General features: G+C 64.4%; 25 protein-coding genes. 9 read left to right on the forward strand and 16 right to left on the reverse strand.

Annotated features, from left to right (window positions below; translation table 11 throughout):
- Positions 1-51: 51 nt before the first annotated feature.
- Positions 52-1,002, reverse strand: a complete 951-nt coding sequence (locus ACZ6YA_RS22695; RefSeq protein ID WP_465899633.1) for a 2-hydroxyacid dehydrogenase — start codon at positions 1,000-1,002, stop codon at positions 52-54.
- A 100-nt stretch (positions 1,003-1,102) separates the two neighbouring features.
- On the opposite strand from ACZ6YA_RS22695, the gene ACZ6YA_RS22700 reads away from it, so the two are divergent.
- Complete coding sequence (locus ACZ6YA_RS22700) at positions 1,103-1,990, forward strand: LysR family transcriptional regulator (RefSeq protein WP_465899634.1); 888 nt, start codon at positions 1,103-1,105, stop codon at positions 1,988-1,990.
- 110 nt (positions 1,991-2,100) lie between these two features.
- On the opposite strand, the gene gudD is transcribed toward ACZ6YA_RS22700, so the two are convergent.
- Positions 2,101-3,456, reverse strand: a complete 1,356-nt coding sequence (gene gudD, locus ACZ6YA_RS22705) for a glucarate dehydratase (protein WP_465899636.1) — start codon at positions 3,454-3,456, stop codon at positions 2,101-2,103.
- Between the two features lie 19 nt (positions 3,457-3,475).
- Entirely contained in the window at positions 3,476-4,828 is a 1,353-nt protein-coding gene (locus ACZ6YA_RS22710; protein ID WP_465899638.1) for an MFS transporter, read from the reverse strand.
- A gap of 253 nt (positions 4,829-5,081) precedes the next feature.
- On the opposite strand from ACZ6YA_RS22710, the gene ACZ6YA_RS22715 reads away from it, so the two are divergent.
- Entirely contained in the window at positions 5,082-5,780 is a 699-nt protein-coding gene (locus ACZ6YA_RS22715) for a FadR/GntR family transcriptional regulator (RefSeq protein WP_465899640.1), read from the forward strand.
- 113 nt (positions 5,781-5,893) lie between these two features.
- Here the strand turns inward: ACZ6YA_RS22715 and ACZ6YA_RS22720 are convergent, their stop codons facing one another.
- The 4 genes from ACZ6YA_RS22720 to ACZ6YA_RS22735 all read right to left on the reverse strand — a co-directional run bounded on the left by ACZ6YA_RS22720 (position 5,894) and on the right by ACZ6YA_RS22735 (position 9,186).
- Positions 5,894-6,904: a zinc-dependent alcohol dehydrogenase family protein gene (locus tag ACZ6YA_RS22720; protein ID WP_465899642.1), complete on the reverse strand. Its 1,011-nt coding sequence runs from the start codon at positions 6,902-6,904 to the stop codon at positions 5,894-5,896.
- 161 nt (positions 6,905-7,065) lie between these two features.
- On the reverse strand, positions 7,066-7,656 hold the full coding sequence (locus ACZ6YA_RS22725; protein ID WP_465899644.1) for an HAD family hydrolase: 591 nt from the start codon (positions 7,654-7,656) through the stop codon (positions 7,066-7,068).
- Complete coding sequence (gene tesB / locus ACZ6YA_RS22730; protein ID WP_400798587.1) at positions 7,653-8,522, reverse strand: acyl-CoA thioesterase II; 870 nt, start codon at positions 8,520-8,522, stop codon at positions 7,653-7,655. The genes ACZ6YA_RS22725 and tesB overlap by 4 nt, the downstream gene beginning before the upstream one ends.
- 91 nt (positions 8,523-8,613) lie before the next feature.
- On the reverse strand, positions 8,614-9,186 hold the full coding sequence (locus ACZ6YA_RS22735) for a GNAT family N-acetyltransferase (protein ID WP_465899646.1): 573 nt from the start codon (positions 9,184-9,186) through the stop codon (positions 8,614-8,616).
- 113 nt (positions 9,187-9,299) lie between these two features.
- Here ACZ6YA_RS22735 and ACZ6YA_RS22740 point away from each other — a divergent pair, with 113 nt between their 5' ends.
- Together ACZ6YA_RS22740 and ACZ6YA_RS22745 are read left to right on the forward strand one after the other, a co-directional pair.
- Positions 9,300-10,214 carry a histone deacetylase family protein gene (locus ACZ6YA_RS22740; protein WP_465899648.1) on the forward strand — a complete coding sequence of 305 codons (915 nt, stop codon included), beginning with the start codon at positions 9,300-9,302 and terminating at the stop codon, positions 10,212-10,214.
- Between the two features lie 148 nt (positions 10,215-10,362).
- Positions 10,363-11,604, forward strand: a complete 1,242-nt coding sequence (locus ACZ6YA_RS22745; RefSeq protein ID WP_465899650.1) for a TIGR03862 family flavoprotein — start codon at positions 10,363-10,365, stop codon at positions 11,602-11,604.
- 136 nt (positions 11,605-11,740) lie between these two features.
- Here ACZ6YA_RS22745 and ACZ6YA_RS22750 read toward each other — a convergent pair whose 3' ends face one another.
- The 4 genes from ACZ6YA_RS22750 to ACZ6YA_RS22765 all read right to left on the reverse strand — a co-directional run bounded on the left by ACZ6YA_RS22750 (position 11,741) and on the right by ACZ6YA_RS22765 (position 15,446).
- A complete protein-coding gene (locus ACZ6YA_RS22750; RefSeq protein ID WP_465899652.1) occupies positions 11,741-13,060 on the reverse strand; it encodes a DEAD/DEAH box helicase in 1,320 nt (439 codons plus the stop codon).
- 55 nt (positions 13,061-13,115) lie between these two features.
- Positions 13,116-14,036 carry a drug/metabolite exporter YedA gene (yedA, locus tag ACZ6YA_RS22755; protein ID WP_400798601.1) on the reverse strand — a complete coding sequence of 307 codons (921 nt, stop codon included), beginning with the start codon at positions 14,034-14,036 and terminating at the stop codon, positions 13,116-13,118.
- Positions 14,037-14,141: 105 nt separating this feature from the next.
- Positions 14,142-14,621: a LabA-like NYN domain-containing protein gene (locus ACZ6YA_RS22760; RefSeq protein WP_465899654.1), complete on the reverse strand. Its 480-nt coding sequence runs from the start codon at positions 14,619-14,621 to the stop codon at positions 14,142-14,144.
- Between the two features lie 66 nt (positions 14,622-14,687).
- Positions 14,688-15,446, reverse strand: a complete 759-nt coding sequence (locus ACZ6YA_RS22765) for a DUF2076 domain-containing protein (RefSeq protein WP_465899656.1) — start codon at positions 15,444-15,446, stop codon at positions 14,688-14,690.
- Between the two features lie 155 nt (positions 15,447-15,601).
- Between ACZ6YA_RS22765 and ACZ6YA_RS22770 the strand changes: the two genes are divergently transcribed.
- The gene (locus tag ACZ6YA_RS22770; RefSeq protein WP_465899658.1) at positions 15,602-16,273 is read left to right on the forward strand and encodes a YciC family protein; all 672 of its coding nucleotides are present in this window, start codon (positions 15,602-15,604) and stop codon (positions 16,271-16,273) included.
- Between the two features lie 4 nt (positions 16,274-16,277).
- Here the strand turns inward: ACZ6YA_RS22770 and hrpB are convergent, their stop codons facing one another.
- Positions 16,278-18,806, reverse strand: coding sequence for an ATP-dependent helicase HrpB (hrpB, locus tag ACZ6YA_RS22775; protein ID WP_465899660.1), 2,529 nt, complete (start codon positions 18,804-18,806; stop codon positions 16,278-16,280).
- A gap of 117 nt (positions 18,807-18,923) precedes the next feature.
- On the opposite strand from hrpB, the gene ACZ6YA_RS22780 reads away from it, so the two are divergent.
- Together ACZ6YA_RS22780 and ACZ6YA_RS22785 are read left to right on the forward strand one after the other, a co-directional pair.
- Positions 18,924-19,343, forward strand: coding sequence for a polyribonucleotide nucleotidyltransferase (locus ACZ6YA_RS22780; protein ID WP_465899662.1), 420 nt, complete (start codon positions 18,924-18,926; stop codon positions 19,341-19,343).
- Between the two features lie 25 nt (positions 19,344-19,368).
- A complete protein-coding gene (locus ACZ6YA_RS22785; RefSeq protein WP_465899664.1) occupies positions 19,369-20,238 on the forward strand; it encodes a cation diffusion facilitator family transporter in 870 nt (289 codons plus the stop codon).
- A gap of 123 nt (positions 20,239-20,361) precedes the next feature.
- On the opposite strand, the gene ACZ6YA_RS22790 is transcribed toward ACZ6YA_RS22785, so the two are convergent.
- Positions 20,362-21,114 (reverse strand): DUF6515 family protein, encoded by a 753-nt coding sequence (locus ACZ6YA_RS22790; RefSeq protein WP_465899665.1) that lies wholly within the window; start codon positions 21,112-21,114, stop codon positions 20,362-20,364.
- A gap of 396 nt (positions 21,115-21,510) precedes the next feature.
- Between ACZ6YA_RS22790 and ACZ6YA_RS22795 the strand changes: the two genes are divergently transcribed.
- Together ACZ6YA_RS22795 and ACZ6YA_RS22800 are read left to right on the forward strand one after the other, a co-directional pair.
- On the forward strand, positions 21,511-21,987 hold the full coding sequence (locus ACZ6YA_RS22795; protein WP_125462492.1) for an Lrp/AsnC family transcriptional regulator: 477 nt from the start codon (positions 21,511-21,513) through the stop codon (positions 21,985-21,987).
- Between the two features lie 19 nt (positions 21,988-22,006).
- Positions 22,007-22,210, forward strand: a complete 204-nt coding sequence (locus ACZ6YA_RS22800; RefSeq protein ID WP_400798618.1) for a DUF2788 domain-containing protein — start codon at positions 22,007-22,009, stop codon at positions 22,208-22,210.
- Positions 22,211-22,310: 100 nt separating this feature from the next.
- Here ACZ6YA_RS22800 and ACZ6YA_RS22805 read toward each other — a convergent pair whose 3' ends face one another.
- From ACZ6YA_RS22805 to ACZ6YA_RS22815, 3 genes are all read right to left on the reverse strand, one after another.
- On the reverse strand, positions 22,311-22,943 hold the full coding sequence (locus ACZ6YA_RS22805) for a pseudouridine synthase (RefSeq protein WP_465899667.1): 633 nt from the start codon (positions 22,941-22,943) through the stop codon (positions 22,311-22,313).
- 6 nt (positions 22,944-22,949) lie between these two features.
- Positions 22,950-24,413, reverse strand: a complete 1,464-nt coding sequence (gene amn, locus ACZ6YA_RS22810; RefSeq protein ID WP_403135552.1) for an AMP nucleosidase — start codon at positions 24,411-24,413, stop codon at positions 22,950-22,952.
- A gap of 118 nt (positions 24,414-24,531) precedes the next feature.
- Positions 24,532-26,184: an acyl-CoA dehydrogenase family protein gene (locus ACZ6YA_RS22815; RefSeq protein ID WP_465899669.1), complete on the reverse strand. Its 1,653-nt coding sequence runs from the start codon at positions 26,182-26,184 to the stop codon at positions 24,532-24,534.
- Positions 26,185-26,228 lie beyond the last annotated feature (44 nt).

Raw genomic sequence — 26,228 nt, forward strand, 5'->3', positions numbered from 1 at the left:
GTCAGGGCCTCTTCGCGGGGCAAGCCCGCTCCCACAAACCGTGCAGAGGCCCTAAAGGTCGATCACCCGGTTCGGCGGCGCCTCGCCACGGAAACAGGCTGCCAGGTTGTCCACCACCATCTGGCCCATCTCCAGCCGGGTCTGCAGGGTGGCGCTGCCACGGTGCGGCTGCAGGCTGACCTGGTTGAGGTCAAGCAACGCTGGCGGCACATGGGGCTCATCAACGAACACATCCAGCCCGGCGCCGGCAATCCGCTGCTCGCGCAACGCCTCGACCAGGGCCTGCTCATCCACCAACTTGCCGCGCGCCACATTGATCAGGTAGCCCTGCGGCCCCAGCGCATCGAGCACCTCGGCGGTCACCAGCACCTGGCCGCCATCAGCCGCAGCGGCCACCACCAGTACATCCACCGAACGCGCCAGCGCTACCAGGTCGGCTTCGAAGCGGTAGCTGCAGCCGGGCTGTTCGCGCCGGCCGTTGTAGGCGATGCGCATGTCGAAGGCGGCAGCACGTCGGGCAATCGCCTTGCCGACTTGCCCAAGGCCCACGATACCCAGCGCGATACCGCTGACCTTGCGTGCCAACGGCAGGTTGACCGTGCCCCACAGGCCGTCGCGCACCAACCGCTCGCCCTCGCCCAGGCGGCGAAGGGTATTGAGGATCAGGCCCATGGCCATGTCGGCCACATCAGCCGTGAGCACACCTGGGGTGGTGGTTACATGGATACCTCGGCTGGCAGCGTGACGCAGGTCGACAGCGTCGGTGCCGATGCCGCTGATGGCGATGATTTCCAACGCAGGCAGCTGATCCATCAGGGCATTGCTCAGACCCTTGGCGCCACCGGTAACCACGCCACGTATGCGCGGGCCGACCTCGTCCAGCAGCTGTTGGGGGTTGTCGTGCTGGTATAGGCGGTGCACCCGGTAGGCACTGACCAGCTGCGCATCGATGGCCTCCGGGACGGGTTGAGTCAGCAACAGTTCGACGGTGTCATGGTTCATCGTTGGCATCCGGCAGTTCCTAGGTCGTGACTCGATGCTAGGCCTGCATTTGATACAGGTCTAATATAGATCCTGGATCGAATAATTCAGGAATTGAATCATGGAGCTGCACCAGTTGCGCTGCTTCGTGGCCGTCGCCGAAGAGCTGCATTTCGGCCGCGCCGCCACCCGCTTGCACATGACCCAGCCGCCACTGAGCCGGCAGATCCAGCTGCTGGAGCATTCGCTCGGGGTGCTGCTGCTCGAACGCAATAACCGCCAGGCACGACTCACCTTGGCCGGGCAGAGCTTTCTGGAGGATGCGCGGCGGGTACTGCAGATCGCCGAATCGGCCAGCCAGTCGGCGCGGCGCATAGCCCACGGCGAGGCCGGCCGGTTGACGCTGGGCTTCACTGCAGTAGGCGCCTACAGCATGATCCCGCGCTTGCTGGTGCATGCGGGGCAAACCGTGCCCGACATCGAGCTGGTGCTCAGCGAGCGCATTTCCGCCACTCAAGTGCATGACCTGGAAGCCGGGCTGATCGATGTCGGCCTGGTGCGTCAGGTTATGCCCAGCGCGCGCGTGGAATACCTGCCGATCCACCGCGAGCCCTTCGTCGCCGCCCTCCCCGCCGGTCATGCGCTGACGGCGCGCGAACGGCTCAGGCCGAGCGATTTCGATGGCCAGCCGTTCGTGATGTACAGCGCCAGCGAAGGGCGTTACTTCCACGACCGCATTGCCAACCTGTTTGCCCGGCACGAGGTGCAGCCGCGGTATCTGCATCAACTGGGGCAGACGCATTCGATTTTGGGGTTGGTGAATGTTGGGTTGGGCTGTGCGGTGGTGCCGGCTTCGGCGCAAGCGTTGCGGCTGGAACAGGTGGTGTTCAGGCCGCTGGTGGGGACGGACCAGCAGGCGGAGATCTTTTTGGCGTATTGCCGGGATAATCCCAATCCGGTATTGGGGGAATTCGTGGCGATGGCGCGGGCGTTTTTTGAAGCGGGGTGAGTCAGGGCCGACCCTTTCGCGGGCAAGCCCGCTCCCACAGGTTCTTTACAAGTCTTGAAACCTGTGTCTGACCTGTGGGAGCGGGCTTGCCCGCGAAGAGGCCCTTAGCTTCAGCGCACCAGGCAAGGCCGTTTGTTATCGAACGTCCACCCCGGAATCAAAAACTGCATCGCCACCCCATCATCCCGCGCCCCCAGCCCCATGTTGCGGTAGCACTCATGGGCCTTGGCCAGTTGATCTTCATCCAGCTCAACCCCCAGCCCGGGCCGCTGCGGCACGCGCACATGGCCATCAACGATGCGCAGCGGCTCGCGGGTCAGGCGCTGGCCGTCCTGCCAGATCCAGTGGGTGTCGATCGCGGTGATCTCACCCGGCGCCGCGGCTGCCACCTGGGTGAACATCGCCAGCGAGATGTCGAAGTGGTTGTTCGAATGCGAGCCCCAGGTCAGGCCCCAGTCGTTGCACATCTGCGCCACCCGCACCGAACCCTGCAGGGTCCAGAAATGCGGATCGGCCAGGGGGATGTCGACCGACTGCATCTGAATCGCATGACCCATCTGCCGCCAGTCGGTGGCGATCATGTTGGTGGCGGTCGGCAGCCCGGTGGCGCGGCGGAACTCAGCCATTACCTCACGGCCCGAATAGCCGTTCTCGGCACCGCAGGGGTCCTCGGCATAGGCCAGCACATCGTGCTTGTCGCGGCACAGGGCGATGGCTTCCTTCAGTGACCAGGCGCCGTTGGGGTCGAGGGTAATGCGCGCTTCGGGGAAGCGCTCGGCCAGCGCCGTCACCGCCTCCATTTCCTCTTCACCGCGCAGCACGCCGCCCTTGAGCTTGAAATCGCTGAAGCCATAGCGCTGCTTCGCCGCCTCGGCCAGGCGCACCACAGCTTCAGGTGTCAGGGCCTTTTCGTGGCGCACGCGGAACCAGTCGTCATCGGCATCGGCTTCGTTGCGGTAGGCCAGGTCGGTCTGCTGACGGTCGCCGATGTAGAACAGGTAGCCGAGCATTTTTACCGCGTCGCGCTGCTGGCCTTCACCAAGCAGCGCTGCGATCGGCACGTTGAGGTGCTGGCCGAGCAGGTCGAGCAGTGCCGATTCGATGGCCGTGACCGCGTGCACGGTGATGCGCAGGTCGAAGGTCTGCAGGCCGCGGCCCGCGACATCGCGGTTGGCGAAGGTTTGGCGCATGGCATTGAGCACGCGCTGGTAGTGGCCGATCGGCTGGCCGACCACAAGGCTGCGGGCGTCTTCCAGGGTCTGGCGGATCTTCTCGCCACCGGGCACTTCGCCAAGCCCGGTATTGCCGGCGCTGTCGCGCAGCACCACGACGTTACGGGTGAAATACGGGCCATGGGCGCCACTGAGGTTGAGCAGCATGCTGTCATGGCCAGCCACCGGGATCACGCGCAGGTCGGTGACCACAGGCGTGCTGGTATGGAGTGCGGGAGTCGTCTGCATGTTCATGGTTTTTATCTCGCAGTCATCAGTGGTTCTGGCTCAGGGCCGAAGGCGCCTTGAGCTCATTGGAAGGTGCGCCCTTGGGGCGCAGGCGGACGAAGAACACGGCAATGGCCGCCAGCACCGAGGTCACGGCCAGGCCATACAGCCCGCCCTGGATCGAGCCGGTCTGCTGCTCCAGCAGGCCGAAGGTGGTAGGTGCGACGAAGCCGCCGAGGTTGCCGACCGAGTTGATCAGGGCGATCACCGCCGCAGCGATGCGTGCATCGAGATAGCCCTGGGGGATCGGCCAGAACAGCGACGAGGCCGACTTGAAACCGATGGCGGCGAAGCACACCGCGACGAAGGCGAACACCGGGCCGCCAGTGGTCGACATGAACATGCCGATGGCCGCGATCACCAGGGCGCCGGCCACCCAGGCCTGCTGGAATTTCCAGCGCACGGAGCCTGCGGCGAAGGCATACATGGCCAGGATCGAGATCAGCCACGGGATCGAGTTGAAGAAGCCGACCTGCAGGTCGCTGAGGTCGCCCATGCGCTTGATGATGCTCGGCAGCCAGAAGGTCGCGGCATAGATGGTCAGCTGGATGCAGAAGTAGATCAGGCAGAACAGCACGATCTGGCGGTCCTTGAGCAAGCTCCAGGACGACGGCTTGACCGTACCGATGGCCTCGCGCTCACGCTGCTCGCGGTCAATGGTCTCGACCAGCGCGTCTTGCTCGGCCCTGCTCAGCCACTTGGCGTCATGCGGTTTGGAATCCAGCCAGAAGAACACGAAGAAGCACAAGGTGACCGAGGCCATGCCTTCGATGAACAGCATCCACTGCCAGCCGTGCATGCCCAAGCCCTGGATCTGCATCAGCGCCCCGGCCAGCGGGCCGGATATCAGCGAAGCCAGCGCCGAACCACTGAGGAAGATGGCAATCGCCTTGCCGCGCTCGGCGGCCGGCAGCCAGCGAGTGAAGTAGTAGATCACCCCGGGGAAGAAGCCGGCTTCGGCAACGCCGAGCAAAAAGCGCAGCACATAGAATTGGGTTTCGGTCTGGACGAAGGCCATGGCCGTGGCCACCAGCCCCCAGGTGAACATGATGCGGGTCAGCCACAACCGGGCACCGACCCGTTGCAGGAGCATGTTGGAGGGCACTTCGAACAGTGCGTAGCCGATGAAGAACAGCCCGGCGCCGAAGCCGTAGGCAGCGGCGCTGATGCCCAGGTCGCTTTCCAGGTGCGGGCGGACGAAGCCGATGTTGACGCGGTCGAGGTAGTTGACGATGAACATGATGACGAACAGCGGCAGGACGTGGCGTTTGACCTTGGCCACGGCACTGGCCAGCACGTCGCCTTCATTCCGGGCAGACGGAGCGAGGGTGTCGTTCACTGGTGGATCTCCCACTAATTGTTTTTGTGCGGGTCGTTGTCTGACATGACAGTGGGGTGGAGCATATGCGCGACCGAGTTGTACGACAAGATGCCGAATGTCGCCTAATTAACAAAATACAAGCTGATAAATAGCAATATTGACGCGATAACGTAGATAACGTGTTAAACAGATCAACTGCAAGCAGGGAAAAACAAGGCAAAAAATATTTTAATCGATTAACTTGTCGTACAAGCATTCGCGGAGCAGGCCCATGACTCAACCCACCACCAAACGCAGCCACAGCCGCGCCCACGACTTGGTGTCGAGCCTGACCCAGCAGATCTTGCTGGGCACCTTCAAACCAGGGGACAAGCTGCCCTCGGAAAACACCCTGGTGCGTGAGCATGGCGTCAGCCGCACCGTGGTTCGTGAGGCGCTGTCGAAATTGCAGGCCTCGGGCCTGGTCGAACCCCGCCACGGCATTGGCACCTTCGTGATCGAGCGCCAGGGCCAGGCGCGCTTGCGTGTGGGGGCGGAAAATGCCGCGAGCGTGCGCGATCTGCTCGAATTACGCATCGGCCTGGAAGGCCAGGCCGCCGCGCTCGCCGCCGTGCGCCGCAGCGACCAGCAGCTGGCCCGCATGCGCCAGGCGCTGGACGATTACCAGGACCTGGCCGCCGCCGGTGACAGCTGCATCGAAGCCGACCGGCGCTTTCACCTGCTGATCGCCGAGGCCACCGGCAACCTGTATTTCAGCGAGATGATGGCGCAGCTGGGCAATGGCCTGATCCCCCGCAACCGCATGGCCATCGCCGAACGCGCGGGGTCCAACCTGGCTCGGCATGCGTACCTGGCCAACCTGGAACATGAGGCGATCCTCAATGCCATCCGCCGGCAAGACCCGGATGCGGCGCGGGCGGCGATCTGTATTCACTTGTCAAACAGCCGTGATCGGTTGTTGCCTGAATAGAGACATGGGAGCGGCTTCAGCCGCGAACACCGGCATAGCCGGTGCCATCCTCCGCGTCGCTCGCTTCGCGGCTAAAGCCGCTCCCACTGGATAAGTGGCGGCTGTGCTGGCGATTACCAGGTCAGGCAGATCTTGCCGAAATGCCGGTTGCTCTCCTGGTAGCGGAACGCGTCGACGATCTGCTCCAGCTCGAAGTGCTTGTCCACCACCGGCCGCAGGCCGTTGGCATCGATCGCGCGCACCATGGCCTGCTGCTGCGCGCGGCTGCCCACCAGCACACCCTGCAGGCGGATCTGCCGGACCAGCGCCTGGACCAGCGGCAGTTGCCCGGCGACACCGGTGAGGATGCCGATCAGCGATACATGCCCACCAATCCTGGCGGCAATCATTGACTGCTCGAGTGTCGCCGGGCCGCCCACTTCGATCACATGATCGACGCCGCGGTTGCCGGTGAGTTCACGCACTTTCTCGCCCCAGGCTGGGGTGCGCTGGTAGTTGATCAGGTGATCGGCGCCCAGGGCCTTGAGGCGTTCGAGCTTGGCATCGCTGGATGAGGTGGCGATCACCGTGGCGCCTGCCAGCTTGGCGAACTGCAGGGCGAAGATCGACACACCGCCTGTGCCTTGCACCAGCACGGTATCGCCGGGCTTGAGGTGGTCGTCGCTCATCAGCGCGCGCCAGGCGGTAAGGCCAGCGGTGGTCAGGGTAGCGGCCTCGGCGTGGCTGTAGCCTTGGGGCGCCAGGGTAAAGGCAGTGGCGCTGGCGGTCACCTGTTCACGGGCGTAGCCGTCGATGCCGTCGCCGGGCACGCTGGCGAAGCCTTCGACCAACGGCTGACCGTCGAGCCAGCCTGGGAAGAAGGTGCTGACCACATGATCGCCGACCTTGAACTCGTTGACGCCCGCGCCGATAGCGACCACTTCACCGGCGCCATCGGCCATCGGAATACGCCGCTCACTCGGCCCCCACATGCCGCTGACAACGGCGAAGTCGTGGTAGTTGAGGGAACTGGCGTGCAGGCGCACGGTGATCTCACCGGCCTGGGGCGCTGCGGCCTCGCAGGTGCCGACTTCGACCTTGTCGTAGCCGCCACCGGGTTTTACATAGATGGCCTTATGGGTCATGGCTGGTACTCCATTCGGGAAAGATTGGGGTTCAGCATAGACAGTACCGGCCTCTTCGCGGGCAAGCCCGCTCCCACAGCGTTTCACCCATCTTGATGATGGAGTTTGACCTGTGGGAGCGGGTTTGCCCCGCGAAGAGGCCGGTACTGACTACCTGAGATTCAGCCCAGCATCACCCGCAATGCCCGGCAATCCGCCGCATGCCAGTCCACCAATTGTGGCCACGGGTTATCCGGCAAGTTCACCAGCACCGTCCGCGCCCCCGCCGCTCGTCCGCAGTCGAGATCAAACCGGTAGTCACCGACCATCACCAGCTCGCTCGGCGCCACGCCCCAGGCGCTGGCGATCTTCAACAGGCCATCGGGGCTGGGCTTGGGTGCCGCCTCGTCACGCCCGAGGATGTGCTCGACGGCAAAGCAGTCCGCCAGGCCGATCGCCTCCAGGGTGACATGCGCCAGCTCACGCGCATTGCGGGTCAGGATGCCGAGCCGGCAACCGCGTTCGGCCAGCTCGCGCACCAGCTCCACCGCGCCGGTGGCTGCAATCGAGGCCACCGCCAAATCGCGCTCGTGCTCCAGCAGCCAGGCATGCTTGGCGGCGGCCTCCGCCGCCGGCAACGCCGCCAGGTGAGTGAGGATGTCGTGCTCCGGCGGGATCTCCAGCGCTTCGCGGATGGCGGCGAAGTCATGCACCGCGACGGTGAGGGTGCCGTCCATGTCGAACACCCAATTGCGGATATCGGCCAGGCTCATGCCCAGTCCTTGCGGTGGCGAATCAGGCCTTCCTGAGTGGACGACGCCACCAATTGCCCGGCGCGGTTGTAGATGCTACCCCGGCAGAAGCCGCGGGCATTGCCGGCCCAGGGGCTGTCGGTGGCGTACAGCAGCCAATCGTCGGCGCGCAGGTTGGCGTGGAACCACAGCGAATGGTCGAGGCTGGCAATCTGCATGTCGCGCTGCCACACCGACTTGCCATGGGGCTGCAGCGAGGTGGTCAGCAGGCCGAAGTCGGAGGCGTAGGCCAGCAGGTATTTGTGCAGTGCCGGGATGTCCGGCAGGTTGCCGTCGGCGCGGAACCAGGCGTACTTCACCGGGTCGCCGGGCTTGGGGTTGAACGGGTCGCGCTCGGTGACCGGGCGGATCTCGATCGGCTTGGCGCACAGCACCTTGTCGCGGATGCGCTCGGGCAGCTGGTCGGCCATGGCGCGGGCCAGCTCGACTTCGGTGGGCAGGTTCTCCGGGCCAACCACGTCAGGCATCTGCGCCTGGTGCTCGAAACCTTCTTCGTCGTACTGGAACGACGCGCTGCAGGTGAAGATGGGCTGGCCCTTCTGGATGGCCGTCACGCGCCGGGTGCTGAAACTACCACCATCGCGCACGCGGTCGACGGAGTAGACCACCGGCAGGCTGGCATCGCCCGGGCGCAGGAAGTAACCGTGCAGCGAATGCACATGGCGCGCGTCCTCGACCGTCTGGCTGGCGGCCGACAATGACTGGCCCAGCACCTGGCCACCGTACAGCTGGCGGAAGCCCAGGTCCTGGCTGCGCCCACGGAACAGGTTCTCCTCGATCGATTCGAGGCTCAACAGGTCGACCAGGTCGTCCAACACATGACTCATCGGGGGTTCTCCTTGCAAGGCATCACAGCTCTACGGCGCTCTCATGAAGGCGAATGATACAGGGTTTGTCATTGGCGCCGCGCATGGCCGCTCATTCAGCGCGCAAGGTCTGCTCCCAATGGGTGCGGTCGATGCGGTACAGCACGTGGGGACGCAACGGATGGCCACTGGGCAGGCGCGGGTGTTCGAAGCTGCCCGGCAGGTCCTGGACCATGCCGATGGCCTGCATGACTTTCTGCGACGGCAGGTTGCTTTCGCTAGTGAACGACACCACCTCTTCCAGGCGCAATTGGGCGAAAGCACAACGCAAGCAGGTCCACGCCGCCTCACTGGCAAAGCCCAGGCCCCAGTGGCGCCGAGCCAGGCGCCAGCCGATTTCGACGGCAGGGGCGAACGGCGCCTCGAAGTTGACGTTGAGCAGGCCAGTCATGCCGATGAAGGCGCCGCTGTCCTTGCGCTCCAGGGCCCACAGGCCGAATCCGTACTCATTGAAGTGCCCGCGGATCTTGCCGATCAACGCCGCCGCCTCCACTCGCGTCATTGGCGCCGGGAAGTAGCGCATGACGTGCGGGTCAGCGCACATGGCGGCGAATTCGCGCAAGTCGTCGTCCTGCCATTGGCGCAGCACCAGGCGGGCGCTTTCCAGTTCGCGGATAAGGGTCATGAGGTGTGCTCCGGTTTTTCTGTGCTGCAGTGTTAAGCGTAGGCGCGGCGCAAACTTTTACCCACACGCCAACTGCTGGCAAGATCAGCACTGGCCTTGATAGCGAATCCACCATGCCGTTGCCGCTGATCTATCACGATGACTACAGCCCGGAATTCCCCGCCGAGCATCGCTTCCCGATGGACAAGTTCCGCCTCCTGCGCGACCACTTGGTCGACAGCGGGCTGACCACCGACCAGGCGCTGTTGCGGCCGGACATCTGCCCCAACGACATCCTCGCCCTCGCCCATGACCGAAGCTACATCGAGCGTTACATGCACGGCGAATTGTCACGCGAAGACCAGCGCCGTCTGGGCCTGCCTTGGAGCGAGGCGCTGGCCCAGCGCACCGTGCGCGCGGTGGGCGGCTCGTTGCTAACCGCCGAAATGGCCCTGCGGCATGGCATTGCCTGCCATCTGGCCGGCGGCACCCACCATGCCCACTACGACCACCCGGCCGGCTTCTGCATCTTCAATGACCTGGCGGTAATCAGTCGCTACCTGCTGGAGGCCGGCCGCGTGCACCGGGTGCTGATCTTCGACTGCGACGTGCACCAGGGCGACGGCACCGCGCGCATCCTGCAGGACACCCCGGACGCCATTACCGTGTCGCTGCACTGCGAGCAGAACTTCCCGGCCCGCAAGGCCCACAGTGACTGGGACATTCCCCTGCCACGCGGCATGGGCGACGCGGCCTACCTGAAGGTGGTGGAAGATGCGCTCAATTACCTGTTGCCGCTGTATCAACCCGACCTGGTGCTGTACGACGCCGGGGTCGATGTGCACAAGGACGATGCCCTCGGCTACTTGCAACTGACCGATGCCGGCCTGGCTGCGCGCGACGAACTGGTCATGCGCCATTGTCTGGGCCGGGATATTCCGGTGGTCGGCGTGATCGGTGGCGGCTATAGCAAGGACCGCGAAGCCCTGGCCCGGCGCCACGGCATCCTCCACCACAGCGCGGCAAAGGTCATCAGTTGTTCACAATGACTGTGGAACCGCTTGTGGATAACCTGAGTGAAAGCTTCTATAGCCCACAGCATTCGTGGCCTGTAGAGTACTGATCATTTTTTGTTCAGTGCTTCTACAGGCCCGGCTGCGCTAGAATGCGTAACTTTTCCACAGCCTGTCGCCCACCATGTCCGATCTACACCCCGCATCCCCTCCCCTCGCCGTCGTCATCGGCGGTGGCCCCGCTGGTTTGATGGCGGCCGAAGCACTGGTCCAGCGAGGCTTGGCCGTTCAAGTGTTCGACGCCATGCCATCGGTGGGCCGCAAGTTCCTGCTGGCGGGTGTTGGCGGCATGAACATCACCCATTCGGAAGCTTATCCACAGTTCGTTGGGCGCTATGCCGAGCGACAGGGCGAAATCGACATTTTACTGCGCGACTTTGATGCCGACGCCCTGCGCCAATGGATTCACGGCCTGGGTATCGAAACCTTCGTCGGCACCTCAGGCCGTGTGTTCCCTACCGACATGAAAGCCGCGCCCTTGCTGCGCGCCTGGCTCAAGCGCCTGCGCGACAACGGCGTAGTTATCCACACCCGGCACCGCTGGCTCGGGTGGAATGCCGATAACACCTTGCAGATCGCTTATCCACAGGGTGAGATGCAAGTGAAGGCTGACGTTGTCGTGCTTGCCCTGGGCGGTGGCAGCTGGGCAAGACTGGGCTCCGACGGCGCCTGGCAGTCGTTGCTGGTCGAGCGAGCTGTGGATATCTCCCCCCTGCAAGCGAGCAACTGTGGATTTGAGGTGGCGGGTTGGAGTGCGCTGCTTAAGGACAAGTTCGCCGGTGCACCGCTGAAGAACATTGCCCTGAGCATGCCCGGCAAGGCGCCGCGCAAAGGTGAATTCATTCTCACCGCCCAGGGTGTCGAAGGGAGCCTGGTGTATGCCTGGTCGGCACCGCTGCGCGAAGCGATCAATCGCGACGGCCAGGCCACGCTGCTGCTCGACCTGTTGCCGGACAAGCCTGTGGACAAGATTGCCCAGGCGCTGGCCAAGCCACGTGGTTCACGGTCGATGGCCAAGCATTTGCACAGCCAGCTGGGGATCGATGGGGTGAAGGCGGCGTTGTTGCGTGAGCTTACAGATCAGGCAACCTTTGCCGACTTTGATTCACTGGCGAGGGCTATCAAGGCGCTGCCAATGACGCTGGTGCAGACCCGCCCGCTGGATGAGGCTATCAGCAGTGCGGGGGGCGTGCGCTTCGAGGGGCTGGATGAGGGGTTGATGATCAAGGGCATGCCGGGGGTGTTCTGTGCCGGCGAGATGCTGGACTGGGAGGCGCCGACTGGGGGCTATCTGTTGACGGCGTGCTTTGCCAGCGGGCTTCGCGCCGGGCGGGCTGCAGCGGATTGGCTGGCACGGTCTGCCTGACAGAATGCCAGCGCTGCTTTGCAGCCCATTCGCGGGCAAGCCCGCTCCCACAAGTTCAGCGCGATTATTGAGGGCAGCGGAGAATCTGTGGGAGCGGGCTAGCCCGCGAATGGGCCGCAAAGCGGCCACAACAATATCAGGGCTTACGCTTTTTCGGCCCGGTATTGAAGCTCGGCACCTTGCGCACCGCCTTGACCGGCGCTTCGTCGCCACTGTCCATCCAGCGCCCCAACCCACGCTTGGCGCTGTTCTCTTTCGGTTTCTTGGGCTTCTTCGGCTTCTTGATCACCTGGCCACTGGCATCGGTCATTGGCACCCGGTGATCGGGAATGAAGTCCGGCTCCTCATGGCGCGGCAAGGTCTGGCGAATCAGCGTTTCGATGGTGGCCAGCTGCTGGACTTCATCCGCGCACACCAGCGAGATCGCCTCACCCTTGTTGCCAGCGCGGCCGGTGCGGCCAATGCGGTGCACGTAATCCTCGGCGACGATCGGCAGGTCGAGGTTGACCACCAGCGGCAGGTCGTCGATGTCCAGGCCGCGAGCGGCAACGTCAGTGGCCACCAGTACCTGGATCTCGCGGGCCTTGAAGCTGTCCAGCGCCCGCTGGCGCGTGGCCTGCGGACGGTCACCGTGGATGCCGTCGGCATTCACGCCCTCGCCCAGCAGCCGTTCCACCAACTGATCGACGCCGTTGCGGGTTTTGGCGAACACCAGCACCTGCGACCAACGCTGCTTGCGCAGCAAGTGGCAGAACAGGTCGGCCTTGCGCTTCTTGTCCACCGGCACCAGCCACTGCTTGACCGTGGTGGCGGCGGCATTGCGTGGGCTGACCTCGATGCTCAGCGGGTCGTTCAGCGCCAGCCCCGCGAGCACACGGATCTGCTCGGAGAAAGTGGCCGAAAACAGCAGGGTCTGGCGTTTGCGCGGCAACGCCGCGTACACCGATTGCAACTCTTCGGCAAAGCCCAGGTCGAGCATGCGGTCGGCTTCATCAAGCACCAGGGTCTGCACCTGGTTGAACTTCACCGCGTTCTGGCGGAACAGATCGAGCAAGCGGCCTGGGGTCGCTACCAACAGGTCAACGCCACGGCGCAGGCGCATCATCTGCGGGTTGATGCTGACGCCACCGTAGACCGCGTAAGTGCTCAACGGCAAATTCTCGGCGTACTCGCGCACATTGTTGTGCACCTGCTCGGCCAGTTCGCGGGTAGGCACCAGCACCAGCGCGCGGATCGAGTTGCTGGCCACCTTCTCCCCCTCCAGCGCCAGGCGCTGCAGCACCGGCAGGGCGAAGCCGGCGGTCTTGCCGGTGCCGGTCTGGGCGGCGGCCATCAGGTCGCGGCCGGCCAGCACCGCGGGAATGGCCTGAGCCTGGACCGGAGTCGGGGTGGTGTAGTCCAGTTGCTGCAAGGTGCGCAGCAAGGGTTCGATCAGGCCGAGTTTGGCGAAATTCATGGCAATACCGTCAGGGGGTTCAGCGAAGGCGGCAAGTTTACCGCAACACCCCGGCCTACTTGCAGATTTCGCCCTCAAGCGGTTGCGCGGGCGCTGCCGGCCTGCGCCACTGCGGCAGGCCGATCAGCACCACGGCACCGATGATCACCGCCATCGCCAGGCATTCCTCCGCTCCGATCTGCTCACCGGCAAAGACGATGCCCAGTAAAACCGCAACAGCCGGGTTGACGTAGGCATAGCTGGTGGCTGCGGCCGGGCGCACATTTTTCAACAGGTACATATAGGCACTGAAGGCCAGGATCGAGCCGAACAACACCAGATAGGCCAGTGCGCCCCAACCTGCGGCAGTCGGCATCTGCGTCATGCGCTCGCCCGACAGCGCGCTACCCAGCAGCAAGACCGCACCGCCCACCAGCATTTCGGCAGCGCTGGCCATGGGGCCTTGAGGTAATGGCAAGCTCTTGCTCCAGACCGAGCCAAAAGCCCAGGCAGCAGCGGCAAACAGGATCAGCGCGGCGCCGATGGGACTGGCCTGCAGGTTCGAGCCGAGGTTGAGCAGGCCGATGCCGATCAGGCCAAGCAGGATGCCTGCCCACTCCAGACGCGAATTGCGATGGCCGAACAACAACCCGAAGACCAGGGTGAACAGCGGTACCGTGGCCACCGCCAGCGCCGCTACTCCGGAGGCCACCCCAGCATGCTCGGCAACCGTCACGCCGCCGTTACCACAGCTGAGCAGCAGAAAGCCGATCGCCCCTGCCGCACGCCATTGCGGCCAGGTCGGTGCTGGCACGCCACGCCAGCGCAGGAACCCGTAAAGCAACCCACCGGCTATGACGAAGCGCACCCCGGCCATTAGCATCGGCGGCCAAGATTCGACGCCAATACGAATGAAAAGATAGGTGGAGCCCCAGACCAGGTACAAGGCCAGGAAGGCGCCAATTAGCAACAACGGGAAGCGACGGGAGGCAGGCATGGAAGAAAACTCGAAATCCGTTTACGGATAACGGAGTTTAGAGAGGTCGCCATGCAAACATAAGTTACAAAACAGGATTAAATGAGCAGCACAATTTTGGTGCGCTCAATGCTTCAACAACAAGCGTCCCTCGATCGGCACATACCGGCTCGCCGCACGTATCAGCGACATCGCAGTCAATCCAGGCACGCCATACACCACTGCCTCGGCGCCATGGCGCTGGATCACCCGCTCCAGCAACAGGTCGAAATCACCATCCCCCGAAGCCAGTACCACCTGGTCGACGCGGCTGGCGGCATCGATCACATCGAGGGTGATGCCCACATCCCAGTCACCCTTGGCCGAGCCATCGCTGCGCTGGATAAACGGCTTGAGACGCACCTCGAAACCCAGGTTGCGCAGGATCTGCTGAAACTGCTGCTGCTTGCTGTCACCACGGTCGATGGCATAGGCCACTGCCTCGACGATCTCACCCTCGCGGCTGACCTCGTTCCACAAGGTGGTGTAGTTGAAATGGCAGCCGTGGGCCTGGCGCACGGTGTAGTAGAGGTTCTGCACATCGGCGAACAGTGCGATTTTCTTCACTACATACCCTCGGCTGAAAAGGGGCGCATGGGCGCCCCTGTAAATGCCTGCAGTATGCCAGAGCGATCAGACGAAGGTGTCGTCGTCGGAGAAGAAGCCGCCGTCGTCGTTGCCGTAGTCGGTGTCGGCGAAGCCACCCTGGTCATTGCTCCAGCCACCGTTGTCCGCCACATGCTCCTGCCCGCCCTGGTCGTTCCAACCGCCCGTGTCGCTGGCCGGTGTCGGCTCTTCCTTGGGTACCTCGGCCACTGCTTCTGGCTGTGAATCGTGGTTGAAAAGGCTGCTGATACCTTGCGCCAGCAATACACCACCGGCCACACCGGCAGCAGTCTGCATAGCGCCGCCAAGGAAGCTGCTGGCACCACCACGGGCCGGCGCGGCACCGAAGCCTGGCTGTTGCTGTTGCATTTGTGCTTGTGGCCGGGAGAAGCCTGGTGCGCTTGGCTCGCGCCAGCCTCCGGCGGAAGCCACCGGCGCGTTCGAGCGCTGCGGTTGCGCAGCCGGCTCCGGGTTGCGTGCACCCGCCCCGAAGAGACTCGACAGAAAGCCCCCACCGCTGTTGCCACTGCTGGCCGGGGTCGCTTGCGCCTGAGTGCGGGCCTGCTTGAGTTCGGCTTCGAGCTGTTTGTTCTGCTCGTCCAGTTGTTTGAGCGCGGCTTCCTGCACCAGAATGGCCTGCGCCATGTAGTAGGGCGCGGCCGGCTGCTGGCGAAGGTGCTCTTCGATCCGTGCCTGCGCCTGCGCATCGCGCGGTTGGCTTGGGTCTTCGGCTTGCTTGATGCGGCCGAACAGGCCATCGATCAGGGTTTGTTCATCGGTGTTCATTGGGCTACCTCATGGGCTAGCGGGACATCGGACGTGCCAAAGATGGGGCGCGCGGGCGGCAGATTCAATCACCGGCGTGGTGAAACTTTTTTCAGCAAGTTACCGCTCTGGGCTAAAGTTAGGCCCCTGCTTTTACTGCCATGCGATGTTGACTGATGAATCCGCTGAGCGTTCTGCGCGACTCCTTTTACTTCTTCCGCCGCCACCTGGTGAGCATCATCCCGTTGTGCCTGCCATTGGTGGTGCTCGAAGCCCTGGTCACCCAACTGCTGTACGGGCAGATTGGCGATGAGGCCTCCGCCGCCTACAGCATGCTGGTAAGCTTGCTGTTCTACCCGCTGTACAGCGCGGCGCTGATCCTCTACCTCGACACCCGCAGCAGAGGTCAGGACACCCCTCGACGTGACCTGCTCGCCCGCGCCGTGCAGCTTTGGCCGCAACTGGCGCTGCTGATTCTGATCAGCTCGCTGCTGATCGTGTTCGGCCTGACACTGCTGGTGTTCCCCGGCGTATGGATCATGATCAACCTGGTATTCGCCGAATACTTGCTGGTGCTGCGCGGCCTGCCAGTGGTGCAGTCGATGCGTGAAAGCGCACGCATGACCACCGGGCACTTCATGCGCATCATGATTTGCGTGTTTAGCGTACTGGCACCGCTTTGGCTGATTGACGGGCTGCTGATGATGGCCTTCCCCGAGCCGGCGCCAGCGGTTGATCTGGCCCTGGCTAGCTTGAGCGGGTTCCTGCAGCTGTTCAGCACCGTGGTGCTGTATCGCCTGTTCATGCTGCTGGGAGGCGAAGCCGGCAACGCCACACCGGCTGATTGAAACTTCAGGTACCGCGCGGCTTGGCCCGCGCGGTGGCTTCGGCGACGAGCGGGTCGTCCGGCCAGTAGTGTTTCGGGTAGCGCCCCTTGAGGTCCTTCTTCACCTCGGCATAGGTCGTACGCCAGAAGTTGGCAAGGTCCTGGGTCACCTGCACCGGCCGGCGCGCCGGCGACAACAGGTGCAACTTCACCTGCTGGCGGCCCTGGGCGATGCGCGGAGTGTCGGCCAAGCCGAATAGCTCCTGCAAGCGTACGGCGAGAATCGGCGGGGTTTCGCTGTAGTCCAGGCGGATATTCGAGCCGGACGGCACCACCAAATGCGCAGGCGCCCATTCGTCCAGGCGCTGGGGCAGCGGCCAGGGCAGCAGGTTGCGCAGGATCGAGGACAGGTCCAGGGCGGCGAAATGGCTCAGGCGCGAGACTTTGCCAAGATACGGCTGCAACCAGTCTTCGAGACTGGCCAGCAGCGCCTGGTCGCTCAGATCAGGCCATTCGCTTTGGCCATTTTTATCCACATCCAACTGACGCAAAAGCGCCACCCTCGCCTGCCACTGGCGCAGCTCCGGTGTCCAGGTCAGCAGGTTCAGGCCTTTGCGCCGCACCAGGCCGATCAGCGCCTTGGCCCGGGCCGCGTCGTCCAGGCCTGGCAGCGGCTCGCGGCTGAGCACCAGTTCGCCGACCTTGACTTGGCGCTCTGCACGCAGCACCTGCTCACGCTCGTCCCAATCGAGGATGTCGACCCGCTCAACCTGCTCGGCCAGCACCTCGTCGAACAGCGCCGGGTCGAATTCGGCAGCCAGGTAGATGCGCTCTTCGCGCTGACCCTGGCGGCTGCCCAGGTCGGCGATGACCAGCCAGGGGCATTTCATCAGCGCATCGACCTCGGCGAACAAGGCGGCGCGACCATTGGCCAGGCGGTACTCGGCGCCGCCCTCGCGACGCTGCTGTGCGACCCGGTCGGGGTAGGCCAGCGCCAGCAAGGCACCGAGCCAGCGTGGGTGGTCGGGGTCAACCACCGCCGCACCCGCCTTGCCACGCAACAGGCCGCGGTATTGGCGGGCCAGTTGCCGGGCGCGCTGCACACCTCCCTGGCCGCCACGGCTGGCCTTGCTCTCGCCGCTGACCAACGCCAGCCGGCTGTGCAGGTCGGCGCCGCCACCGCGCTGGATATCACGCTCGCCCAGCAAGGCGGCGACATCACAGGCCATCGCGGCCAGGCCCAGGTCCTGGCCGCGCAGCAGCAGATGGGCGATGCGAGGATGTGCTGGCAGCTCGGCCATGGCCTGGCCGTGCTCGCTGAGGTTGTCGCGGCTGCCCGGCTTGAATGCACCGAGCCGCGCCAGCAGGTCCTGGGCTTGGCAGAACGCTGCGGCGGGCGGCTGGTCCAGCCAGCGCAGCTGATCCGGCGTGACGCCCCAACGGCCGAGCTGCAGGGCCAGGCCGGCGAGGTCGGCCTGGAGGATTTCGGCGCTGCCATGGGCAGCCAACTGATCATGCTGGGCCTCGGACCACAGCCGGTAGCACACGCCTGGCTCAAGGCGGCCCGCACGGCCAGCGCGCTGGGTGGCGCTGGCGCGGGAGATACGCTGGGTGTCCAGGCGCGTCATGCCACTGCCGGGGTCGAAGCGCGGCACTCGGGCAAGGCCGGCATCGATCACCACGCGCACGCCGTCGATGGTCAGGCTGGTTTCGGCGATGTTGGTGGCCAGTACCACTTTGCGCAGGCCCTTGGGCGGCGGGTCGATGGCGGCGCGCTGGGCATTGAGGTCAAGTTCGCCGTGCAACGGGCACAGCAGGATGTCGGGGCGTTCGCCCAGCGCTTCCTGCAGGCTCTGGTTGACCCTGCGGATCTCGGCCTGGCCTGGCAGAAACACCAGTACGCTGCCGGGCTGATCGGCCAAGGCCTGGAGCACGCTGTCCACGACCCGCGGCTCGATGAACTCGCCGGGCTGGAATGGCCGACCCCACTGGATATCCACCGGGTGCATGCGGCCTTCACTGCTGACCACCGGGGCGTCGTCGAGCAGGCGTGACAGGCGCTCGCCTTCGAGGGTGGCGGACATCAACAGAATTTTCAGCGGCGGATCGTCGCGCAGCAGTTCACGGCCATTGAGGCTCAGCGCCAGCGCCAGGTCGGCGTCGAGGCTGCGCTCGTGATACTCATCGAAGATCAGCAAGCCCACGCCTTCAAGCGCAGGGTCAGCTTGCAGGCGGCGGGTGAGGATGCCTTCGGTGACCACCTCAATGCGGGTCTTGGGCCCCACCTTGCTTTCCAGGCGGATGCGATAACCCACCGTTTCGCCAACCTTTTCCCCCAGTTCGCTGGCCAACCGTTCAGCCGCCGCCCGCGCCGCCAGCCGGCGCGGTTCGAGCATCAGAATGGTCTGCCCGGCGAGCCACGGTTCATTCAGCAGCGCCAGCGGCACGCGGGTAGTCTTGCCGGCGCCGGGCGGTGCTTCGAGCACGGCCTCGTCACGGTTTTCCAAGGCCTGGCGCAAGGCCGGTAAAACGGCATCGATTGGTAAAGAAATCATGGTGGTCCTCGAACAGTGAGGCGAGTATAACGGCGAACCCAGCCTGCTCTATCATGGTCTTAGCATCAGGTGCTGGCGTTTCGCCCACCCTGCGGTACACCTTTTCCGGAGATTTACATGCGCATCCCATCCCGCGTCATCGGTGGCGCCCTCATCGCCACCCTGCTGACCCAGCTGACGGCCTGTGGCACGCTGTTCTACCCTGACCGCCGCGGGCAAATCGAAGGCAAGGTCGACCCGGTCATCGTCGCCCTCGATGCCATCGGCATTCTGTTCTACGTGATCCCTGGCCTGATCGCCTTTGGCGTCGACTTTGCCACCGGTGCCATCTATTACCCCGGCGGCACCACGGCGCAGGTTGCGCCGGAGAAACTACGCGAAGCCGTCACACCAGACGGCAAGGTCGACAACCTCAAGCTGCAGGCTATCCTCGAAAGCGAACTGGGCCAGCGTCTGCCGCTGGACGATCCGCGCCTGATTCAGCATCGCGGCAGCGTCGAACAGCTGGCTTCGTTCGGCATGGTACCGGCGGCTTGATCGTCATAAGGAAGCCAACTCAGGGATGACCACTTCAGCCGAGCACCAACGCCTGTTACGGCTGGCCACTCGCGCGTCATTGGCGGTCGCCAGTATCCTGGTGCTGAGCAAGGCGCTGGCCTGGTGGCTCAGCGGCTCCGTCAGCCTGCTGGCCGGGCTGACCGACTCGGCACTGGATGCGGTCGCATCATTCCTCAATCTGCTCGCGGTGCATTATGCGTTGCGGCCAGCCGACGATGACCACCGCTTCGGCCACGGCAAAGCTGAAGCCCTGGCGGGCATGGCGCAGGCGTTGTTCATCGGGGTCAGCGCGGTACTGATTGGCGTACAAGCGGCCGAGCGCCTGCAGTCGCCACAGCCGCTGGGTGATACCGCCATCGGCATTGGCGTAATGCTCCTGTCGCTGGTGCTGACCCTTGCCCTGCTGGCGCTGCAACGCAAGGTCATCCGTGTGACCGGTTCAACGGCAGTACGTGCCGACTCGCTGCACTATCGCTCCGACCTGCTGCTCAACGGCAGCATCCTGCTGGCCCTGCTGCTGGCCCGCTTCGGCTGGCCGCAGCTCGATGCGCTGTTCGGCTTGGGCATCGCCCTGTACATCCTCTGGAGCGCGCTGCAGATCGCCCGCGAAAGCACGGCCATCCTGATGGACAAGGAATTGCCCGGCGAGATTGGCGAGGGCATGGCCGAGCTGGTGCTCGGCATTCCCGGGGTAAAAGGAGTGCATGACTTGCGCACACGGGTGTCGGGCAACCAGTGGTTCGTTCAACTGCACCTGGAATTGCCTGGGCAGTTGCCACTGCATGATGCCCACGCCCTGTGCGTGCAGGCATCTCAGGTGATCTGCCAGCGTTATCCACAAGCGGATGTGATGGTGCACGCCGACCCGGTGTAACGCTGCACATGCCCCAGTGGGAGCGGCTTCAGCCGCGAAGCAGGCGATGCGGTGGATGGCACCGGCTTCGCCGGTGTTCGCGGCTGAAGCCGCTCCCACAGGGGGCCATGCAAAATTTACGGATCAGTTGATGCTGTAACCGCGGCCACTGAAACAGGCGCCCAGGGCTCGGCGATAGGTGTCCGCCACGTTGCCAGGCGGGGCATACGGCGCGGTTGCCGGGTCGAACCCGGATTGGCTTACCGCCCAGCGGTGGCACTGATACCTGTCCTGGTCCTGCTGTTGCTGCCCCTGCCCATTCATTGGGTAGGCCACCACGTCATAAGCATTGCCTGTCGGTGCGGGTGCCACCGGCGCGGGTGCGACCGGGGGCGGGCTGACCACAACGTATTGCCGACTGTCAGCCAGGTACTGGTAATACGTGTCGGCCACCAGGAAGAACAATGCGCCCCCTACCCACATCTCCCGGGCATAGGACGGCAGGTAGTCGACCCGCACGCCATAAGGCGGGGTCACGACGATATAGCTGCCGCCGTGCGGGCGGTACCAATAACCACCGGAGTAAAAATACTCTTCCCCCCGGTATGGCACTTTCCAATAGCGGTCCGGGAAGTGATCGACGCTGTGCCCTGGCCGGTATTGCGGCCCTGGCCCCCAACCATTGCCATGGCCATCCGGGCGCCCCTGCCAATCGCCATTGCGCCGGGGGATGTCCTGGTAATAGCCCTGGCGTGCGGGCTCGGTCTGGCGCACTTCATCGCGCGAATTGAGCGGGCGGCCGTTACCGCCATGCCCTTCGTCCGGGCCCTGGGCCAAGGCGCTCAGGCTGATACCCAGCAAACAGACACCTGCCAACTGCCAGATGCGCGACTTCATGGTCTTCCTCACGGTAAAGAAAATGGCTCGCCGCCAGTCTACCGCGCCTGCTGTGGCTAGCCAGATGAAATCGCGGACATGAAAAAAGGGAGGCCACCGGGCCTCCCTTCAAGAATTGTCGTCCGTGCTCGGCGCTTGTGGCGCCGGCTCACCTCACACCGTCTTCTGGAAGGTGTGTAGCCCGGGGGCCTGGCGCATCCCTGTTGGATGGTTGGCCGCGACCGCCCGCCTAGGGCGCGTCGCCGTGGACTGATGTCCGGGCAGTGATTCTGTGGGTAACGATACCGGTACAGCGCCGACAGAGGATTGCGAAGATTGCTCAGATAAATAGCACTTGCGCAATTTTTAACCCTGGATCGATAATTCACCGCAATCTGAACAGAAAAGGCCTTTTCCATGAGCAAGCTGGACCGCTACGACCTGAGCATCCTCGCCGAATTGCAGCGCGACGCGCGCATCTCCAACCAGGAGCTGGCCGAACGCATCGGCCTGTCGCCGTCGCCGTGCTCGCGTCGGGTCAAGCAGCTGGAGGATGACGGCTATATCTCGCGCCAGGTCGCCCTGCTCGATCGGAAAAAGTTGGGTCTGAGCCTGACCGCCTACGTGCTGATCGGCATGGACCGCCATACCCCCGAGCGCTTCGAGACCTTCGAGGCGGCCATCCGCAACCTGCCGCAGGTGCTCGAATGCAGCCTGGTAACGGGCATGGATGCCGACTACCAGTTGAAAGTGGTGGTCCCGGACATGGACCACTACCAGAAATTGCTGCTAGGCAGCCTGACCCGTATCGACGGCGTCACCAGCGTGCGTTCGAGCTTCGTGCTCAACCAGGTGCTGGCGAGTACCGAGTTGCCATTGACCCACCTTCGCTGAGCCAGCCTGGAGAACACCGATGGATCCTGCCGTATTCGAAGAATGGATGATGATCGTCCTGGTCACCGTGTTGATCGGTTTCATGGGTTTCATCGTTTGGGACCTGGCGAAAAAGTCCAAGGCCGGGCGCTTCGGCACGATGATCCTGTTCTTCGTGCTGGGGCTTGGGGTGCTGGCTTTCATCATCAAGAGCGTGGTGGTGGGGTTTCTGGAAGGAGTTTGATCCGAAGGCCTCTTCGCGGGGCAAGCCCAGTCCCACTAGGTCACTGCAATAACTGTGGGAGCGGCGGTCCGGCGATCCGGCTTGCCCCGCGAAAGCGGCCTCAGAGTTTCGCCGCCACCTCGCGCCAGCACCCCTGCTCCAGGCCATCCAGCGCCCAATCGCCGATCTTCACCCGCACCAGGCGCAGGGTCGGCAGCCCCACCGCCGCCGTCATGCGCCGCACCTGGCGGTTACGCCCTTCGCGAATCACCAGTTCCAGCCAGCTGGTCGGCACGCTCTTGCGAAAGCGTACCGGCGGGTTGCGCGGCCATAGCGCCGGCTCATCGAGACGCCGCGCTTGGGCCGGCAACGTTGGGCCGTCATTGAGTTCGACCCCCTCACGCAGCCGCTGCAACTGCTCATCGCTCGGTTCACCCTCCACCTGCACCCAATACGTTTTCGCCAGCTTGTGCTTGGGGTCGGCAATGCGCGCCTGCAAGCCACCATCATTGGTAAGCAGCAGCAAGCCTTCACTGTCTCGGTCCAGCCGTCCGGCCGGATAGATACCGGGGATATCGATGTAGTCCTTGAGCGTCGCCCGCCCCTCGCCGTCGCTGAACTGGGTCAGCACATCGAACGGTTTGTTGAACAGGATCAGGCGTGGCTCGGCCGGCGGCGCCTTGGCCTGGCGACGTGGGCCGGAGGCAGGCCGCGCCTGGGGGCGGCGCGGCTTGGAACGGGGTGGCAGTGGCATGGATCCTCAGCGGAACGGCGGCTCATCGAAGCTGCGCAGTTTACGCGAGTGCAACGAATTGAGCTCGGTGCGCAGCAGGTCGAGGGCGGCGATGCCGATCTTCAGGTGCTGGCTGACCGCCCGGTTGTAGAAAGCGTTGGCCGAGCCCGGCAGCTTGATCTCGCTGTGCAGCGGCTTGTCGGACACGCACAGCAAAGTGCCGTAAGGCACCCGCAGGCGATAACCCTGGGCGGCGATGGTACCGCTTTCCATGTCCACCGCCACGGCGCGCGACAAGTTGATCAATGGCCGTTCCTGGGCCCAACGCAGCTCCCAGTTGCGGTCGTCGTAGGTCAGCACGGTGCCGGTGCGCAGGCGCTTTTTCAGCTCCTCGCCACGTTCGCCGGTGACCTGCGCCGCCGCTTCCTGCAGCGCCAGCTGTACCTCGGCCAGCGCCGGGATGGGGATGTTCGGCGGCACCACGCGGTCGAGGATGCCGTCACGGCGCATGTAGGCGTGGGCCAGCACGTAGTCACCGATGGTCTGCGACTGACGCAGGCCGCCACAGTGGCCGATCATCAGCCAGCAGTGCGGGCGCAGCACGGCGAGGTGGTCGGTGATGTTCTTGGCGTTGGACGGGCCGACACCGATGTTGACCAGGGTAACCCCGTCGCCATCGGCGGCGATCAGGTGATAGGCCGGCATCTGATAGCGGTGCCAGACCACGCTGGCCACCAGGGCCTGCGCTTCTCCGTGGTCCATGCCCTTTTCGATCGACACGTTGCCCGGCAGCACCATGCGCACGAAGCGCGGGTCTTCACGCAGCATCTCCAGGCCGTGGCTGATGAACTGGTCGACATACCGGTGATAGTTGGTCAGCAGGATCCACGGCTGCACGTGGCGCCAGTCGCTGCCGGTGTAGTGCACCAGGCGGCGCAGCGAGAAGTCCACGCGGGCGGCATCGAACAGCGCCAGCGGCAGGGTTTCGGCGCTACCCCAGTCGCACAGGCCGTCGGCGATGTTGTCGGTGGCGGCCGACAGGTCGGTGCTGGGGAACACCCGCGCCAGCTCGGCGGCGGTGATGCCACTGCCGGCCAGCTCATCGCCCTGGTCGACCACGTAGGGGTAAGGGATGTTTTGTTCGCTGACGCCGACTTCGACGGTTACCGTGTAGTCGTGCATCAACGGGCGCAACTGCTCGAGCAGGTAGCCACGAAATGCCGCAGGTTGGGTAACGGTGACGCTGTAGGTACCGGCCACCTGCACCTTGGCATAGGCACGGGTGGTGGCGGCGACTTCACCGTGGCTGTAGTAGGTCAAGCGCAGCGCCGGGTAGCGGTAGACGGCGCGCTCGTCGGCGTCCGGTTCGGTACGGTCTTTCAGGTAACGCTTGAGGGCTTGGCTGAGGGCCCCGGTGGCCTGTTCATGCAGGGCCGCCAGACGGTCGACGGCCTGTTCGGGAGTATCAACGACTACAAAGGCGTGGCTCACACTGTGCTTCCTGTCTGGACATGCATGTCAGCCATCTTGCCTGCCTTCGCCGCTAAAAACACCTCCATCGATCAGCGCTGACTCTGTGGGAGCGGGCTTGCCCCGCGAAAAGGGCAACTCAGGACGGCCAGGCAGGTGTCGCTCTCGACACCAACGCCGCCACATCGGCGCCACGTGGCAACGCACCGTACACACGCCCGCCGCCTGCCAGGCGGCTGCCGATAAAGGCATCACTGACCGCAGCGTTACCCGCTTCGAGCAACAGCTTGGCCTGCAGGGCCAGGGCGATGTCTTCGGTCAGCTGACGGGCGCGGTATTGAATGTCGCTGGTGTCGGCGAACGCCCCCTTGAGATTGCCGATGTGCGCGGCCAGGCGCGGGTCGCCGTGGCCATCGCCCAGCTCGGTAAACAGCGCATCGAGCACGCCCGGTTCCTTGGACAGGGCTCGTAGCACGTCCAGGCACTGCACGTTGCCAGAGCCTTCCCAGGTAGAGTTGACCGGCGCCTCACGGTACAGGCGCGGGAGGATACTGTCTTCGACATACCCGGCGCCGCCCAGGCACTCGGCGGCCTCGTTGATCATGGCCGGGGCACGCTTGCAGATCCAGTACTTGCCCACCGCCGTGACCAGCCGAGCGAAATGCGCCTGCTGCGGATCGTCGAGCTGCTCCAGAGCCTGGCCCATGCGCAGGCTCAAGGCCAGCGCCGCCTCGCTTTCCAGGGCCAGATCGGCCAGCACGTTCTGCATCAGCGGCTGTTCGCTCAGCACCCGGCCACCGACCTTGCGGTGCGCGCAGTGATGGGCGGCCTGGGTCAAGGCCTGGCGCATCAGGGCGCTGGAGCCGACCATGCAGTCGAAACGGGTCATTGCCACCATCTCGATGATGGTCGGCACGCCCCGGCCTTCCTCGCCGACCATCCAGGCCAGTGCGCCACGGAACTCCACTTCGCTGGACGCGTTGGAGCTGTTACCGAGCTTGTTTTTCAGGCGCTGGATATAGAACTGGTTGCGATTGTCGTCCGGGCGATGACGTGGCAACAGGAAGCAGCTCAGGCCCTTGTCGGTCTGTGCCAGGGTGAGGAAGGCATCGCACATTGGCGCCGAGCAGAACCACTTGTGCCCGACCAGCTCGTAGGCCTGGCCTGGGCCGGGGCTGCCAACCGGGTAGGCGCGGGTGGTGTTGGCGCGCACGTCGGTGCCGCCCTGCTTTTCGGTCATGGCCATGCCGATGGTGACCCCGGCCTTGTGCCGGTCGCCGACATTGCGCGGGTCGTACTCGCGGGCGAGGATCTTCGGCAGCCAGTATTCGGCCAAGTCGGGCTGCAACCTGAGCGCGGGGACGGCGGCAAAGGTCATGGTCAGGGGGCAGCCGCTGCCGGCTTCGGCCTGGCTGTGCAGGTAGGTCATCGCTGCCCGGGCCACGTGTGCGCCTGGGCGTGGCTCGGCCCAGGGCAGCGAAGGCAGGCCGTGTTCGACGGCCGTGCGCATCAGCTCGTGGTAAGCGGGGTGAAATTCAACCAGGTCGATGCGGTGGCCGTAGCGGTCGTGGCTGCTGAATTCAGGCTTGTGCGCGTTGGCGAGAAAACCCGCGGCCATCAGCGGCCCACCGGCCAGGGCACCATAAGCGTCGATCCGCGACTCGGCCCAACCGGCCCCGAAACGCCGTGACCATTCCTGTAAAGGCAGATCGAGGCGATACAGGTTGGCGCCGTCGAGGGACGGCGGCTGGTTGGTGACTTCGTGGGTTTCAGCGTACTGGTGCAGGTTCATCGGGAGCTCCTGGGGGCCGGGTCAGGCTGAGAGTTCCAGTGAAG

Source organism: Pseudomonas sp. NPDC090752 (assembly GCF_055584805.1).